17 protein-coding genes and 1 pseudogene are annotated in these 14,525 nt (G+C 70.3%); 8 read left to right on the top strand and 10 right to left on the bottom strand.

The window, feature by feature from the left end; all coding sequences use genetic code 11:
- Positions 1-24: 24 nt before the first annotated feature.
- From A5696_RS18780 to A5696_RS18770, 3 genes are read left to right on the top strand one after another with little or no spacing between them, the layout of a single operon-like run.
- Positions 25-813: an SDR family NAD(P)-dependent oxidoreductase gene (locus A5696_RS18780; protein WP_067882358.1), complete on the top strand. Its 789-nt coding sequence runs from the start codon at positions 25-27 to the stop codon at positions 811-813.
- Positions 814-830: 17 nt separating this feature from the next.
- Positions 831-1,763 (top strand): catalase family peroxidase, encoded by a 933-nt coding sequence (locus A5696_RS18775; RefSeq protein ID WP_067882355.1) that lies wholly within the window; start codon positions 831-833, stop codon positions 1,761-1,763.
- 58 nt (positions 1,764-1,821) lie between these two features.
- The gene (locus A5696_RS18770) at positions 1,822-2,592 is read left to right on the top strand and encodes a sulfite exporter TauE/SafE family protein (RefSeq protein ID WP_067882352.1); all 771 of its coding nucleotides are present in this window, start codon (positions 1,822-1,824) and stop codon (positions 2,590-2,592) included.
- Here A5696_RS18770 and A5696_RS18765 read toward each other — a convergent pair.
- The gene (locus tag A5696_RS18765; protein ID WP_067882349.1) at positions 2,579-3,676 is read right to left on the bottom strand and encodes a glutamate--cysteine ligase; all 1,098 of its coding nucleotides are present in this window, start codon (positions 3,674-3,676) and stop codon (positions 2,579-2,581) included. The genes A5696_RS18770 and A5696_RS18765 overlap by 14 nt on opposite strands.
- Before the next feature lie 31 nt (positions 3,677-3,707).
- A complete protein-coding gene (locus tag A5696_RS18760) occupies positions 3,708-4,151 on the bottom strand; it encodes an anti-sigma factor antagonist (RefSeq protein WP_067882346.1) in 444 nt (147 codons plus the stop codon).
- Positions 4,152-4,303: 152 nt separating this feature from the next.
- Here A5696_RS18760 and A5696_RS18755 point away from each other — a divergent pair, with 152 nt between their 5' ends.
- The gene (locus A5696_RS18755; protein WP_067882344.1) at positions 4,304-4,924 is read left to right on the top strand and encodes a TetR/AcrR family transcriptional regulator; all 621 of its coding nucleotides are present in this window, start codon (positions 4,304-4,306) and stop codon (positions 4,922-4,924) included.
- Between the two features lie 8 nt (positions 4,925-4,932).
- Here A5696_RS18755 and A5696_RS18750 read toward each other — a convergent pair whose 3' ends face one another.
- Positions 4,933-5,598 carry a DedA family protein gene (locus tag A5696_RS18750; RefSeq protein WP_067882342.1) on the bottom strand — a complete coding sequence of 222 codons (666 nt, stop codon included), beginning with the start codon at positions 5,596-5,598 and terminating at the stop codon, positions 4,933-4,935.
- On the bottom strand, positions 5,595-6,434 hold the full coding sequence (locus A5696_RS18745) for an SGNH/GDSL hydrolase family protein (RefSeq protein WP_067882336.1): 840 nt from the start codon (positions 6,432-6,434) through the stop codon (positions 5,595-5,597). The genes A5696_RS18750 and A5696_RS18745 overlap by 4 nt, the downstream gene beginning before the upstream one ends.
- Positions 6,435-6,505: 71 nt before the next feature.
- Between A5696_RS18745 and A5696_RS18740 the strand changes: the two genes are divergently transcribed.
- From A5696_RS18740 to A5696_RS18730, 4 genes and pseudogenes are all read left to right on the top strand, one after another.
- On the top strand, positions 6,506-8,143 hold the full coding sequence (locus A5696_RS18740) for an acyl-CoA synthetase (RefSeq protein ID WP_067882332.1): 1,638 nt from the start codon (positions 6,506-6,508) through the stop codon (positions 8,141-8,143).
- A pseudogene (locus tag A5696_RS29215) lies at positions 8,110-8,724 on the top strand (permease); the annotation flags it as partial. The gene A5696_RS18740 and the pseudogene A5696_RS29215, both read left to right, overlap by 34 nt.
- Positions 8,725-8,860: 136 nt before the next feature.
- Positions 8,861-9,217, top strand: a complete 357-nt coding sequence (locus A5696_RS28440; RefSeq protein WP_231964520.1) for a hypothetical protein — start codon at positions 8,861-8,863, stop codon at positions 9,215-9,217.
- 21 nt (positions 9,218-9,238) lie between these two features.
- The gene (locus tag A5696_RS18730) at positions 9,239-10,030 is read left to right on the top strand and encodes an IclR family transcriptional regulator (RefSeq protein WP_067882329.1); all 792 of its coding nucleotides are present in this window, start codon (positions 9,239-9,241) and stop codon (positions 10,028-10,030) included.
- Here the strand turns inward: A5696_RS18730 and A5696_RS18725 are convergent.
- The 6 genes from A5696_RS18725 to A5696_RS18700 form a co-directional block, all read right to left on the bottom strand.
- Positions 10,018-10,848: a polysaccharide deacetylase family protein gene (locus A5696_RS18725; RefSeq protein WP_067882660.1), complete on the bottom strand. Its 831-nt coding sequence runs from the start codon at positions 10,846-10,848 to the stop codon at positions 10,018-10,020. The two genes, A5696_RS18730 and A5696_RS18725, sit on opposite strands and share 13 nt — an antisense overlap.
- 84 nt (positions 10,849-10,932) lie before the next feature.
- Positions 10,933-11,655 (bottom strand): class II aldolase/adducin family protein, encoded by a 723-nt coding sequence (locus A5696_RS18720; RefSeq protein ID WP_067882326.1) that lies wholly within the window; start codon positions 11,653-11,655, stop codon positions 10,933-10,935.
- Positions 11,639-12,436: a 3-(cis-5,6-dihydroxycyclohexa-1,3-dien-1-yl)propanoate dehydrogenase gene (gene hcaB / locus A5696_RS18715; protein WP_067882323.1), complete on the bottom strand. Its 798-nt coding sequence runs from the start codon at positions 12,434-12,436 to the stop codon at positions 11,639-11,641. Before hcaB ends, A5696_RS18720 begins: the two co-directional genes overlap by 17 nt.
- Positions 12,420-12,662 carry a dihydrodiol dehydrogenase gene (locus tag A5696_RS18710; protein ID WP_067882320.1) on the bottom strand — a complete coding sequence of 81 codons (243 nt, stop codon included), beginning with the start codon at positions 12,660-12,662 and terminating at the stop codon, positions 12,420-12,422. The genes hcaB and A5696_RS18710 overlap by 17 nt, the downstream gene beginning before the upstream one ends.
- The gene (locus A5696_RS18705; protein WP_067882317.1) at positions 12,659-13,186 is read right to left on the bottom strand and encodes a 3-phenylpropionate/cinnamic acid dioxygenase subunit beta; all 528 of its coding nucleotides are present in this window, start codon (positions 13,184-13,186) and stop codon (positions 12,659-12,661) included. The genes A5696_RS18710 and A5696_RS18705 overlap by 4 nt, the downstream gene beginning before the upstream one ends.
- On the bottom strand, positions 13,183-14,463 hold the full coding sequence (locus A5696_RS18700; protein WP_231964510.1) for a Rieske 2Fe-2S domain-containing protein: 1,281 nt from the start codon (positions 14,461-14,463) through the stop codon (positions 13,183-13,185). Before A5696_RS18700 ends, A5696_RS18705 begins: the two co-directional genes overlap by 4 nt.
- Positions 14,464-14,525: the final 62 nt, after the last annotated feature.

The raw sequence follows: 14,525 nt of genomic DNA, 5'->3' as shown, positions 1-14,525 counted from the left end.
GGCGTCTGTGCCACTATCACTGCCATGATCAACGCCGATCGAGCGCGGTCCCGCACCTTCGTCGTGACGGGCGCGGCGTCGGGCATCGGGCTGGCCACCGCGCGGCGCCTGCTGGCCGAGGGCGGCACCGTCGTCGGCGCCGACCTCGCCGACCCGCCCGACCTCGGCCCGCAGTTCCGGTTCGTCACCGCCGACGTCACCGACGAGGACGCCATCGCCGCGGTGCTGGCCGCCGTGCCCGACCGCCTCGACGGCCTCTTCCACGCGGCCGGGGTGGCCGGCGGCGGCCCGGTGCACCTGCTCGACCGCAAGGAATGGGATCGGGTGATCGGGATCAACCTCACCGGGACCTTCCTGATGGCCAAGGCGGCGCTGGCCAAGATGATCGAGCAACCCCGCGTCGACGGCGAACGCGGCTCGATCGTCACCGTGGCCAGCATCGAGGGCCTGGAGGGCACGGCGGGCGGGAGCTCGTACAACGCGGCCAAGGGCGGCGTCGTCCTGCTGACCAAGAACATCGCCCTGGACTACGGGCCGAGCGGAATCCGCGCCAACTCCATCTGCCCCGGCTTCATCGAAACCCCCATGGCCCGAAACGTTTTCGGGCTGCCGGGGATGGAAGGCCCGCTGGCCTCGATCACCGAGGAGCACGCGCTGCAGCGCCTGGGCCAACCCGAGGAGGTGGCGGCGATGGCGGCGTTCCTGCTGTCGCCCGACGCCTCGTTCGTCAGCGGCCAGGCCATCGCCGTCGACGGCGGCTACACCGCGGGTCGCGATCACGGCGTCGTCAAACTCTTCGGCTTCCCCGACTAGCGCCTTAAGATTCGCGCATGGTCACTCCCGACGAGGCGATCGACGCGATCCGCGGCACCGGCGGCGCGCAGCCCGGCGCTCGCGCGTTGCACGCCAAAGGCACGCTGTACCGCGGCAGGTTCACCGCCACCCCCGACGCGGCCACGCTCTCCCGCGCCAGGCACCTCGACGGTTCGCCGGTGCCGGCGCTGTTCCGGTTCTCCAACGGGTCGGGCAACCCGAAGCAGCCGGACGGCCTGCCCGGGGTGCGGGGGATGGCGGTGAAGCTGACGCTGCCCGACGGCTCCACCACCGACGTGTCGACGCAGACCGCGCGGCTGTTCGTCTCGGGCACGCCTGACGGGTTCGTCGACCTGCTCAAGGCCATGCGGCCCGGTCCGGCGATGCCGCTGCGGATGGCCGGATACTTCCTCACCCACCCGCGGCTGATCGGCGCGCTGCCGATCCTGCGCGACGCCAACAGGATTCCGGCAAGCTACGCCACCACCGAGTACCACGGGCTGCACGCGTTCCGCTGGGTCGCCGCCGACGGCAGCTCACGATTCGTGCGCTACCACCTGGTCCCGGCGGCGGGTCAGCAGTTTTTGTCGGCGTCGGCCGCCAAGGGCAAAGATCCCGACTTTCTGCACCGCGAGCTCAACCACCGGCTAGCGGGCGGCCCGGTCCTGTTCGACTTCCGCGTGCAGGTCGCCGGGCCGGAGGACTCGACCGTCGACCCGTCGGCGGCCTGGCGCAGTTCCGACACCGTCCTCGTCGGCACCCTGGAGATCACCGGCCTGGACACCGAGCGCGAGCACGGCGGCGACATCGTCGTGTTCGACCCGATGCGGGTGACCGACGGCATCGAACCCTCCGACGACCCGGTGCTGCGCTTTCGCAGCCTCGCGTACTCGGCGTCGGTCAAGCTGCGCACCGGCGTCGACCGTGGACGAGAGGCACCTCACGTCTGACGGATAGGGCGATCGGCCCGCCGGCCGACTAGGCTGTGCGGAAGTGCTGCTCTCCCATATGGTTTTGATCGCCCTGGCCGGTTTCGCCGCCGGCGCCATCAACGCCCTCGTCGGCTCGGGCACCCTGGTCACGTTCCCGACGCTCGTCGCGCTCGGCTACCCGCCGGTCACCGCCACCATGTCCAACGCGGTCGGCCTGGTGGCCGGCAACGTGTCGGGCACCTGGGGGTATCGCGCCGAGCTGGCCGGGCAGTGGAACCGGTTGCGCTGGCAGCTGCCCGCGTCGCTGGCCGGCGCGGTACTGGGCGCGTTCCTGCTGCTGCATCTCCCCGCGAAGGTGTTCACCGAGATCGTCCCGGTGCTGTTGGTGCTGGCCCTGGTGCTGGTGGTGATCGGACCGAAGCTGCAGTCCTGGGCCGCCCGGCGCGCGGAGGAGGCCGGGCGTTCGCCCGAACACATCACGCCGGCCCGGATGGCGGTGCTGGTGCTGGGGACCTTCGCGGTCGGGGTCTACGGCGGCTACTTCACCGCCGCGCAGGGCATCCTGCTGGTCGGCATCATGGGCGCGCTGCTGCCCGAGTCGGTGCAGCGCATGAACGCGGCCAAGAACCTGCTGACGTTGGTGGTGAATGTCGTTGCGGCGGTGAGCTATTCGCTGGTGGCATACCACCGGATCAGCTGGCCGGTGGCCGGGCTGATCGCGGCGGGCTCGCTGCTCGGGGGAGTGGTCGGGGCGCGCTACGGGCGCCGGCTGTCGCCGACCGCGTTGCGCTCCACCATCGTGGTGGTCGGGCTGATCGGGCTGTATCGCCTGCTCAGCGTGGCCTGACGGTGGCCTCGGCGACCACGTCCAGCACGTCGTGGCGCCTCCGCCACGCCCGCAGCTGCCGCATCGCGCCGTTGCCCCGGGCGGCGATGCGGTCCAGTTCGGCTGCGGCGCGGTCGTATTCGCCCAGCGCCTCCAGCGCCGGGCGCACCCGCTGCACCAGCGCGCCCAGCAGCTCGTGCGCCGGCACCGCCCCGCGGCCGTGGATCAGATCGAGCGAGCGCCCCGCCAGCCCGTCGTGGGCGGCCTTCCAGTAGGCGGCCCGCAGCGCACCGGGCGGCAGGCGCCCCAGCACGTCACCTTCTCGGGGGCCTTCGTCGCGCGCGCTCAGCGCCGTCATCACCGCTGCCCGGACCAGCGTGGCGAGCAGCACGGTCTCCTCGACCGTCGCCGGCACGTCCGCGACGCGCACCTCGACGGTCGGGAAGTCCGCCGATGGGCGCACGTCCCAATAGATCATGTCCCGATCCAGGATCACCCCGGTGTCGACCAGCATGGCCACCGCGCGGTCGTAGTCGTCGGGCGTGGGGAAGAACGGCGGCGGCCCGGCGGCCGGCCAGCGTCGCCACAGCACGCTGCGCCAACTCGCGTGACCGCTGTCGGCGTTGCGGTACACCGGCGAATTGGCCGACAGCGCAAGCAAAGACGGCAGCCACGGCCGCAGCCAGTTGCTGACGTGGATGGCGGCCGCGCGGTCGGGCACCTGCACGTGCACATGGCATCCGCAGATGCCCTGCTCGTGGGCGATCATCCCGAACTGCGCGCCGATCCGGCGGTAGCGCGGCGTGTCGGTGACGGGAAATTCGTGCGGGGTGGCGGGCGGCAGGCCCGAGGCCAGCAGCCGAACGCCGGCGGCCTCGGCGGCCTGCGCCGCGGCGCGCCGCAGCCGGTCGAGCTCCTCGGCGAGTTCCGCGCTGCTCGCCGCCACGCCGGTGGCGGTCTCCACCTGGCAGCTGCTCAGTTCCAGCTGCAGCTCGACGCCCCGCCGCTTCGCCTCCGCGGCGACGGCGGCGTTGCGGGGGGCCGGTTCGCCCGTCCGCGGGTCGACGAGGAGGAACTCCTCCTCCACACCGACGGTGGGCCCCAAGTCAGGCCCTGAAAATCCGGAGTCGCTCAGCTCACCAGCGAGCGGCCGACGCCAGCGCGGCGTCCGCGGTCGGGTAGATGGGCAGGATGGCGTTGAGCCCGCACGCGTCGACGATCCGGGCGACGATCGGCTCGTGGCTCACCAGGCGCAACTCGATGCCGCGGTCTCGACACCGTTGCGCCTCGTCGGCGAGCACCGCGAAGGCGCAGCAGCCCATGAAATCCAGCCCCGTCACGTCGACCACGAAGGGGCCGGGCGGAATGACCACGCCGGCCGCCTCGCTGACCAGCCGGCGCCAGGTGTGCTCGTTGCAGGCGTCGACCTCGCCGCCGGCGTTGATCAGCACGGCCGCGCCGTTGCGGTCGGTGGTCGCCCGCAGGGTGCTGTGGGGATCGCCCAGCTCGTAAACCAGCCGCGTGCTGAGCGTCAGAGGTGGTGGGCTGGACATCTGTTCGGCAACAATAACGGGGCTCATGGTGGACTCCCTAATCGACCGACGCGGGGCGTCGGGATGGTGCCCGTCCTGCTGACTTAAGACGAATTCTTCGCGACGTGCGAATCTCATTTGTATAACGAGACAGGGCGGTCTGTCTACATGCGGGCGCCTAAGAGTATGGTAAGGCGCGTATGACCAGCCACGATGTCCCGACGCAGGTCGCCTCGGCCCGTGAACGGATCCTGACCGCGGCTTACGAGTTGTTCAGCCGGCGCGGGATCCGCGCTGTCGGCACCGACGAGGTCATCGAGCGGGCCGGCGTGGCCAGGGCCACCCTCTACCGTCATTTCGCGACCAAGGACGACCTCGTCCTGGCCGTGCTGCAACGGCGGGAGGAGGTCTGGACGCACGGCCTGATCGAGGAGCAGTCGCGGCAGCGGGGCGCGACGCCCGAGCAGCAGTTGCTCGCCATGTTCGACGTCCTGCACGAATGGTTCCAGCACCACGACGCATACGAAGGCTGCTCGTTCATCAACGTGCTGCTCGAGTTGGGGGTTGATCACCCGGCCGGGCAGGCCTGCATCGTCCACATCGAACACGTCCGCGACATCGTGCGGCAGCGCGCCGTCGCGGCCGGGCTGATCGACGTGGAGGACTTCGCCTCGTCGTGGCACATCCTGATGAAGGGCGCCATCGTGCTGGCCGCGGTGGGTGACCTGGACGCCGCCGTGCGGGCCCGCAGGATGGCCTGCGCGCTGATCGAGGAGCATCGGCCGGTGGCGCCGGAGGACGTCGGCGAGGCGGTCGGTTAGCCGCGGCCTCAGGCGGCGTCGGCGGCCGTGGTGCCGGTTTTTCGGTAGTGCTCTTCCTCGAGCTCGGCGATCATGCGCGACGTGCGCTCCCGCAACGCGAAGGCGGCGATGAGGCCGCACACGATCGCGACGACCAGCGCGACCCAGGAGAACCGCTGCATCCAGCGTTCGGCGGCCACGCCGGCGAAATAGACCAGGGCGGTGGTGCCGCCCGCCCAGCAGATCGCCCCCGACACGTTGGCCGCCAGGAACCGTCGGTAATGCATCTTCAGCGCGCCGGCCAGCGGCCCGGCGAAGATCCGCAGCAGCGCGATGAAGCGGCCGAAGAACACCGCCCGAACCCCCCAGCGGTTGAACAGCTTCTCGGCGAGCGCGACGTGTCCGGGCCCGAAGTGCCTGGGGAACCGCCGGCCGAGCCGGTCGAACAGCGGCAGGCCGAACCGGCGACCGATCGCGTAGCCGATCGAGTCGCCGATGACTGCACCGATCACCGCGGCGACGCCCACACCGACGGGGTTGACGGCCAGGTCATGGTGCGACGACATCAGCGCGGCGCTGACCAGCACGATCTCGCCGGGAAGGGGAACGCCCAGGCTTTCCACGCCGACCACACCGCCGACCACCAGGTAGACCAGCAGTGGCGGGATGGACTGCAGCAGAGCCTCCACACTCATGGGTCAAGGATGCCTGACCGGCGCAGGAACCGCGCCGCTATGTCCTCGCTGGGCGCGCTGAGCGGCTCGAGCCGCGGACGCTTGGGCACCCGCCCGTCGGCCGAAGACATGCCGCGCAGCCGGCGCCACACCCACGGCATGAACTTCTGCTGCGTCCAGCGCAGCTGGCCATAGGTGCGGGATTTGAACGACAGCCGCGTCGGGCTGCCGCTCGCTTCGGCCCAATCATGGTTGCTGCCAGGCAAATTGAGGGCCTCGGCGGCGGCCTCGGCGAACAGGATGTGTCCCTTGGTGGACGCGTGCACGCGGTCGATGTCCCAGGTGTCCAGGTCCCGCATCGAAGGCACGTCGTAGAGGTCCACCAGCCGGAAGCCGTATCGGCCGGCGGCCGCCCGGATGGCGTCGTTGATGCGGGTGAGCCGCCCGGACACCAGCCGCCCGAGTGGCAGGAATTGCGCGACGTTCGGGAAGGTGGTGGTCACCACCGTCGCACCCGATCCGGCGAGCGCGGCATACAGCTCCGCGAGGTCGGTGAGGGCACGGCCGAACGAGTTTCCCGGCTGGATCACGTCGTTCATGCCGATGCACACGGTGACCAGGTCGGGTCGCATCGCCAGCGTCGGCGGGACCTGCTCGCGCAGCACGTCGGCCACCAGCTTGCCGCGGATCGCCAGGTTGGCGTAGTGCAGGCCCGGGTAGTGCGAATCGATCATCGCCGCGAGCCGGTCGGCAAACCCGAGGCAGCCGATCGCGTCGTTGCCATCCCACAACCCCTCGGTCTGGCTGTCCCCGATGGCGACGTATCGGCTGTATCCGGTCTGGGTAGCCCCGCACACGATGCAGAGACTAACCGCTATCGCCGCTTCCGTCGTTGTAGCGTGGCGCTGGCTTCAGGTTAGGAGATTCTGTGGAATTCAACCTTGCCCAGGTGTTCGCGGCGGTCGCGGCGGCCAACCCGGACCGGGACTGCATCGTGTTCGGCGATCGGCGCTTCACCTTCGCGCAAACCGCCGAACGTGCCCGACGCTTCGCCCGGGCGCTGCACGGGTGGGGGCTGGGCGCGCATCGCGAACGCGCGGAGCTCGCGCCCTACGAATCGGGCCAGAGCCACCTCGGGCTGTACCTGGCGAACTGCAACGAATTCCTCGAGGCGATGCTCGGCGCGTACGGCGCGCGGGTCGCCCCGTTCAACGTGAACTACCGCTACGTGGCCGACGAGCTGGTGTACCTGCTCGGCAACGCCGGCGCCGAGGCCGTCATGTATCACGCGCGGTTCGCGCCCACGCTGGCCGAGGCGCTGGCCAGGATGCCCGGTCCGGTGCGGCTGATCCACGTCGACGACGGGTCGGGCAACGACCCGCTGCCGGGTGCGGTGCGCTACGACGAGCTGCTGGCGTCGGTGTCCGACGAGCCGCTCGACGTGGTGCCGTCGCCCGACGACCTGTACGTGCTCTACACCGGCGGCACCACCGGGATGCCCAAGGCGGTGCTGTGGCGGCAGCACGACATCTACGTGAACGCCATGGGCGGGCGGGCGTTGGGCACCGGCGAGGCGGTGTCCAGCCTGGACGAGATCGTCGAGCGGTCGCGGCTTGCGGGGCCGGGCTCGATGACCCTGGCGCCGCTCATGCACGGCGCCGCGCAGTGGGCCGCCTTCATCAGCCTGTGCGGGGGCCGGCCGTTCGTGATGGCGCCGACGACCACGCATTTCGATCCGGCCGAGGCGTTGGCGCTGGCCAGCCGAGAAAGGGTGATGTCGCTGTCGATGGTCGGCGACGCCTTCGGGCGGCCGCTGGCCGACGAACTCGAGGCCGGCGATTACGACCTGTCCGGGCTGCTGGCGCTGGTCACCGGCGGGGCCGCGCTCAGCGCCCCGCTCAAGCAGCGCTTCGTCGAGCTGCTACCCCAGGTGACGATCCTGGACGCGGGCGGCGCGTCGGAATCCGGCGCGCAGATGATCCAGGCCTCCAGCCGGGCGCAGGGCGCGACCGGGCGCTTCGTGCCCAATCCGGGCGCCGTGGTGGTCAGCGAGGACCTCACCCGGATCCTGTCGCCGGGCGACGACGAGATCGGGTGGCTGGCCCAGCAGGGACCGATCCCGCTGGGCTACCTGGGCGATCCGGAGAAGACGGCGCGCACGTTCCCGGTGATCGGGGGCATCCGGCACTCGGTGCCCGGCGACCGGGCCCGCTGGCACGCCGACGGCCAGATCGAGCTGCTCGGCCGCGATTCGGTCACGATCAACTCCGGCGGCGAGAAGATCTTCGCCGAGGAGGTGGAGGCCGCGATCGCCGAGCACCCCGCCGTCTACGACGTCGTGGTGACGAGCCGGCCCAGCGCCCGGTGGGGCAACGAAGTCGTCGCGCTGGTTCAACTTTCCGACGGCGCGCCCGTCGACGCCGACGGCATCATCGCCGAGGCGGCCCGCCACATCGCGCGCTACAAACTGCCGAAGGCGATCGTGTTCTGTGACCGGTTGCAGCGCTCGCCATCCGGCAAGGCCGACTACCGGTGGGCGAAAGCGCAAGTGGCGCAGGGCAGCTGACCGGGTGGCCGAAGTGTGTCCGACCCCACGCCGTGACCGCCGTGACAACTGCGTTAGCGTCGGTGACCGTGGCCGCACCGCTGAGTGTCAACGCGATTCGCACACCGGGGCGGGCCGCCGCCACCATCGGCGTCGCCGTCACGCTGGCCGTCTTCGTGGCGGGGCTGACCTGGGCCAAGTGGACGCCGTACGCGGCCAAGGCCCTCAAGGCCCACCGGACCCATCGCTGGCCGGCGTCGAACATCCTGTCGGTCGGCGGGGTGCGCGCCGGGGACGCGCCCACCTGGCACGCCGCCACGACGTTTTTCCATGCCTATTTGCTGTCGATTTGGCAGGCGCTGGTGGTGGCGCTGCTCCTCAGCGCTTCGGTGCAGGCGTTGCTGCCGCGGGCGTGGCTGCCGCGCCTGTTGAATAGGCGCGGCCCGCTGACGAGCGCGCTGGCCGGCGGGGTGGCCGGTATGCCGTCGATGATGTGCACCTGCTGCGCCGCCCCGGTCGCGGTCACGTTGCGGCGCAACGGGATCGGCCGCGTCGCCGCCGTCGCCTACTGGCTCGGCAACCCGTTGCTGAATCCGGCGGTGCTCGTGTTCTTGCTCTTCGTCGCTCCCTGGCAGTGGACGCTGACACGGGCCGTGGTGGGCGCCGCCGACCGCCGCGGCGGCGGCACCGCCGGCCGTCGGATTCGCCCGCGCGCTGCTGCGGCTGGGCCTGTTCCTGTTGCCCGAGTACGCGATTCTGGTGCTCCTGGTCGGGGCTTTCCGGGGCTGGCTGCTGACCCTGACCGGCCTCCCGCACCGGGGCCCGCTGACGGGTCTGCTGATGGTGGTGCTCGCGGCGGTGGTCGGCACGTTGCTCGTCATCCCGACGGCGGGGGAGATCCCGATCCTGCACGGACTGGCGTTGCTCGGCGTCTCGTCGGGGACGCTCGGCGCGCTGCTGATCACGCTGCCCGCGGTCAGCGCACCCGGAATCGCGATGGTTGCGCGCAGCTTCGGGTGGAAGGCCACCGCGGCCACCACCGTCGCGGTGATCGCGGCGGGCCTACTGGGAGCGACGGTCCTCAGCGCGCTCTGAGTGGCGAGTAACGTCACTGTCATGGCGAACAAGAGGCAGCAGGACGCCGCCGATTCGCTTGCGCCCCAGTATCCGATCGAGTCGGTCGACAACGCGCTGAAGCTGCTGCTGTTGCTGGGGGAGCGGCCGGAGATCCGGTTGACCGAGGCCACCCGATACCTGGGTGTCGCGGCCTCGACGGCGCACCGACTGCTGGCGATGCTGAACTATCGCGGGTTCGTCCGGCAAGACCCGGTGTCCAAGGCGTACCTGCCGGGTCCCTCGTTGACCGGCGTGGCGTTTGCGATCCTCGGCCGCCTCGACCTTCAGCGCAGCGCCGCGCCGATCATGCGAAGCCTGAGCGAGCAACTGCGGGAATCGATTCACGTCGGGATGCTCGACGGCGCGAACGTCCGTTTCGTCGCCGCGGTCGAGGGGCCCGCGGCCGTGCGGGTGGCCTCGCGGCTGGGCCGAACCATGCCGGCGCACTGCACCTCGACGGGCAAGGTCATGCTCGCCCAGCTCGCGGAAGCCGAACTGTCCCAGTTGTTTCCGGCGGAGGACTTGGAGCGCGTCACCGCTCACTCGATTGGCAGCCGCACCGAACTGGAGGCCGAGCTGGCGCGCATCCGGGAGCGGGGCTACGCGGTCAATCGCGAGGAGAGCGAGGAGGGCGTCGCCTCGGTGGCGGTGGCCATCCCGACCCGGGCGCCGGGCCTGCGGCTCGCGCTCAACGCCGCGGCACCGCAGAATCGGCTCGACGGCGCGCGCTGCCCGGCCGTGGCCGCCGCTCTTGTCAAGGCCGCCAAGGAGATTGGCGATCAGGTCGGCTGAGATATCCGGCGCGGGATCTCGGGTCGCAGGAAGACGTCGTTGAGCGTGACGGTGCGCAGCCTGCGTTCCCGGATGATGTCCACCAACTGTCCGTAAACACGGGTGACCGCCGGGTGATTGAGGTGGCCGATCACGATGTTCTGCGGGGCGAAGGCCTCGTACGCCGTCCTGACGATCTGGTTTTCGGACAGCACCGCGGAATCGCGTATGTCGCCGGACCACAGCGTGGTCGCGTGGTAGCCGAGCTCGGCGGCCACCGAGTCCACCACGGCGTTGTGATGGCCATAGGGCGGCCGGAAGTACGGGGTGGCGTCCACTCCGTAGGCGCTCCGCAGGAACTGGTCGGTGCGACCGAGCTCATCGGCGATCTGGGCCTTCGACAGCATCGTCAGGTCGGGATGCGTCCACGTGTGGTTGGCCAGCTGAATCTGCCCCGATTCCACCAGCGGCCGAAGCAACGCGGCATTGTCGGTCCACGAGTGATAGGCGCCGCTGACGAAATAGGTGAGCCGCACCCCGGTGTCCTTGGCGAACTGTGTGTAGAGCCGCACCACCTCGGTGTCGGCGCCGTCATCGACCGTCCACGCCAGCAGGTCGCCGTTGCCGGGCAGCTTCCTCAGCACCCCGCCACCGGGCAACGCGACGCGCGACCGGGGATCCGGCGGGGACAGCATCGGCGGCAACCCCGGGGCGGCCGGGCGCGGCGCGGGCACCTCGGCGTGGGCCACCGTCTCCCTGGAGCCCCCGGCGGAGGACCACGAGATCCCGGTGACCGCGACCGTCGCGGCCACCGCGACCAGGAATCGCCGCCGGTCCAGTTCGCTCACCCGGGCAGGCTAATGCCGGCGCGCGCCGTCCCGGTCGCGCGGCGCGCGCCGGATATGAACCTGTGACATTGGCTTTCAGTCACCCAGCCGCGCGACCTCGTGTCGCCAGGCCGCGTCGGTGTTGAATCCCGGCCCCAGGTCGGGCAGGTCGTCCCAGTCGGCGTCGTCGATGTCGCGCAGCGCGGCGCCGGCCGCGCGCACCCGCAACGACATCCGCGCCAGCTCGTTCACGCCGATCGCCCGCAGCACGGCCTGCTGAATGGTGTTGGCGGCGCTGGTGATTCCGTGCCCGCGTAGGATCAGCACCGGCCGGCCGTGCATCGCGGCCACCATGTCCTTGCCCAGCGCCGGGGTTCGGATCAGCACTGCGCGTTCGTAGACCGGCACGCCGCCGCGCGCGAGCCACGCGCCGGGAATGTCGTAGGCGCCGTAGATCGGCCTCAGCGTGATCCCGGCGAGGTCGGCGGCGACGACGGCGGGCGGGTGCAGGTGCGCGACGGCCCGGTGCGCCGGATCGGCGAGCATCGTCTCGACGTGGATGGGCAGCTCGTTGGGAACCCGGTAGCCGTCGAGCTCGCCTGCGGCGCCGGCGCTTCCGTCGAATTTGATGAGCCTTATGTTGCCGGGTTGGGTGAACGCCACCCCGGTGTCGGTGTCGCTGCGGCACCGGACGAGCAGCCGGTCGTCATCGACGCGCAGGCTCAGGTGGCCGAGGATGCCGTCGACCAGACCGCGCGCCGCCGCGACCCGGCAGGCCTGCGCCACCAAGGCGCGCTGTTGATCAAACACGCGTTCCACCCAGCCCGAATCCGCCGTCGGGGTGGACGGTTTCGCCGGTGATGCCGCGGGACCGGTCGGACGCCAGGAACACGAAACTCCAGGCGTGGTCCTCTCCGGTGAGCGCGACGCCCAGCGGGGTGCGCGCCGCCAGATCGCTTGCCCGATCGGGGGTGTCGTCCAGGCGGACGCCCTCGAGGCCCAGGCTGGCGAGGCCGCGCAGATCGGTGCCCAGCGTGCCGCCCGGCGCCACGCCGTTGACCCGGATCCGCGGCGCCAGTTCGCGGGCCAGCGTCGCCACCAGTCCGCGCACGGCGAACTTCGACGACACGTACAGCGCGCCGCCGCGCCCGGGGTGATACGACGACGTGGACTCGCACAAGACGATCGACGACCCGGTGCCGGCCTGCAGCGCGGGCAGGGCCGCCTTGACCGACTGCAGGTGGCTCAGCACATTGGTGCGGAACATCTCGTCGAAGGCGGACGACAGGTCACCGGCGTCGATGTCGCCGACGCCCCGGTAGAAATCGAAGACCCCGACGCAGTTGACCAGGGTGTCCAGCCCGCCCAAGGCGTCCACTGCGGCGGCGACGGCGCGCTCGTTGGCCGCACGGGTGACCGCGTCGCCGTCGACCACCGGGACGCCGGCCAACTCGTCCCGCAACCGTTCGCACTTTGCCGAATCGCGTTCCAGCGCAGCAACTTTGGCTCCCTCGGTACGAAACGCGTCCAGCACGGCGCGGCCGATGCCTGATCCGGCGCCGACGATCAGGGCGCGCTTGCCCTCAAGCCAGCCGGTCATCGCCGACCTCCGGCTCGTCGGGCACCAGCGGCGCGCCGGCCTTGCCGACCATGGTGGCCAGCGTGCGGGCGTTCTGCCAGGTCAGCGCCTCCAGCTCGAGCGCGTCCAGGCTGATCGACCGCCCGGTCTTGGGGGCGCTGATCAGCAACCGCGACCCGTTGCGGGTGTCCACCCGCCGCACCTCGACCTCGGCGAATTCGTTTGCCACCGTGAGGGGTTCGTTCACAGGAACACCGCCAGGTTCTGCATCCGCAGCACCGACTCGTCGACAAAGATGGTGCGGCGTGCCAGCTTCCAGCCATCCGTGCAGCGCCGCAGCAGGTCCTCGCGCCCGCAGGACACCAGCGCGGCGTCGTTGACGTCGCCGCGGCTGCGGAAGAGCAACTCGGCCGATTCGACGGCCAGGTGCGCGTCATCTTCGACGAACGTGCGCACGTTGGTGATGAAGTGCCGCAGCCGCGACGGCGGATCCTCGGTCCAGGCGTGCTCGGTGGCAAAGCGGGCGACCCGCTGGCGCAGCGAGTACTTGTCCTCGTCGAAATGCGCCATCCCCGGCCCCCTTTCCGGCTCGGCGTCGAACCCGGCACCGCGCGCCGTGGTGACCCGGACCGGCATCAGGTAGCGGATATCGTCGGTCAGGGTGTTCAGCCACGCCTCGTAGTCCTGGGCATCGAGCAGGTAGGCCTCGTCGACCAGGAACTGATGGGCCTGAAGGTGGCGAAAGTCGTTGAATGGGAGGGCTTTTCTCATGACAGGTAGTCCGCCCACAAGCCGAGCAGCGCGCGCTGGTTGTACTCGTTGTAGCCGACCTGGGCGCGCCCCGGACCGTGGAAGGACTCGGCGGGCAGCGCCTCGATGACGGGGCGATCGTCGCAGAGCAGGCCCATCCGGCTGTTGAGCAGCAGGCGGCGCGCCATCGACCCGCCCGCGGTGGTGGTCAGCGACACCCAGTTCTCCACGTCGTCTTGTTCGAACATTCCGGTCGATCCGAAGCACATCAAATATGCCTGGTACGAATCACGTTTGTATTGCAGGGGAGCGGCGGAATCCACCGCGAACCACGAGCACACCTCGGTTTCGTTCTCGCTGATGGGCTGCCACAGCCGGATCGAGATGAACGGCAGCACCTGCTGGCCGCCGGGCAACTTGGGCCAGTTGTGCACGAAGCTCAGGTTCGGAAAACAGGTGGCCGCCGAGATCATGAACCCGTCCTCGCCGACCACCCGCCGTTGCTCGGGTGTCCAGGTGTGTTTGATCCGGGCGATCATCTCGTCGGGATAGCCGACGTAGCGCATCCGCTCGTCGAAGTCGCCCGGCGGAAGCTTGTAGGTGGTGCCACCGCCGCGACCCGCCCAATAGGTCGCTCCGTCCTTGCGCTTCTGGGCTTTCGGCTCGCGGAACAGGCCGATGTCGACGATCGACGCGTGCGTGTGCGGGGTGTGGTACATGTCGCCGGCGAAGTTCTCGGCGCCGATCTTCCAGTTGGCCTTGATCCGCCAGCGCTGCGGCCCCCGCACCTCCAGGCCGCCGGCGCTCTGCTTGGTGTAGAAATCCAGGTAGAACCTGAAGTCGCCGAGGAAATCCTCCAGCGGTTCGGCCGCCGGGTCCAGGCTGACGAACAACAGGCCGTTGTAACTCGCGAAACTCGGTGCGGGAAGCAGGCTTTGGGCGTCGCGGGGCAGCCCCTCGTCGCCGCCGTAGGCCTCGCGATGAAACGGCAGCCCGGTGAGCCGGCCGTCGTTGCGGTAGGTCCAGCCGTGGTACGGGCAGCGGAAGTTGGAGGCGTTGCCCATCTCGGCTCGGCACAGCTGCATGCCGCGATGCAGGCACATGTTGAACAGGGCACGCACCCGTCCGTCGGCATCGCGGCTGATGATGAAGGAATCGTCGAGCACCCGGCGCACCACGTAGTCGCCGTCGTGCGGGACCTCCGATTCGTGGCCCACGAACGTCCATGCGCGGCTGAACAATCGCTCCCGCTCCCGCGCGAACAACTCGCGGTCGTTGTAGATGTGGGCGGGGATCATCCCCCGCCGGACCTGGTCGAAAACGTTGCGAAAATCCGTCACCCGCATCCTCTGCTGTACAG

The organism is Mycobacterium sp. E2699, from assembly GCF_001666745.1.
GTDB lineage: Bacteria > Actinomycetota > Actinomycetes > Mycobacteriales > Mycobacteriaceae > Mycobacterium.
The sequence above is the reverse complement of the archived record's forward strand: the minus strand, read 5'-3'. Positions and strand labels throughout refer to the sequence as shown.

Bases quoted from the DNA above. Each gene is read 5' to 3' on its own strand.
- A5696_RS18750 (WP_067882342.1), bottom strand. From the start codon at position 5,598: ATGAGTGTGGAGGCTCTGCTGCAGTCCATCCCGCCACTGCTGGTCTAC.
- A5696_RS18780 (WP_067882358.1), top strand. From the start codon at position 25: ATGATCAACGCCGATCGAGCGCGGTCCCGCACCTTCGTCGTGACGGGC.
- A5696_RS18700 (WP_231964510.1), bottom strand. From the start codon at position 14,463: ATGATCCCCGCCCACATCTACAACGACCGCGAGTTGTTCGCGCGGGAG.
- A5696_RS18775 (WP_067882355.1), top strand. From the start codon at position 831: ATGGTCACTCCCGACGAGGCGATCGACGCGATCCGCGGCACCGGCGGC.
- hcaB (WP_067882323.1), bottom strand. From the start codon at position 12,436: ATGACCGGCTGGCTTGAGGGCAAGCGCGCCCTGATCGTCGGCGCCGGA.
- A5696_RS18760 (WP_067882346.1), bottom strand. From the start codon at position 4,151: ATGAGCCCCGTTATTGTTGCCGAACAGATGTCCAGCCCACCACCTCTG.
- A5696_RS18730 (WP_067882329.1), top strand. From the start codon at position 9,239: ATGGCGAACAAGAGGCAGCAGGACGCCGCCGATTCGCTTGCGCCCCAG.
- A5696_RS18755 (WP_067882344.1), top strand. From the start codon at position 4,304: ATGACCAGCCACGATGTCCCGACGCAGGTCGCCTCGGCCCGTGAACGG.
- A5696_RS18705 (WP_067882317.1), bottom strand. From the start codon at position 13,186: ATGAGAAAAGCCCTCCCATTCAACGACTTTCGCCACCTTCAGGCCCAT.
- A5696_RS18770 (WP_067882352.1), top strand. From the start codon at position 1,822: ATGGTTTTGATCGCCCTGGCCGGTTTCGCCGCCGGCGCCATCAACGCC.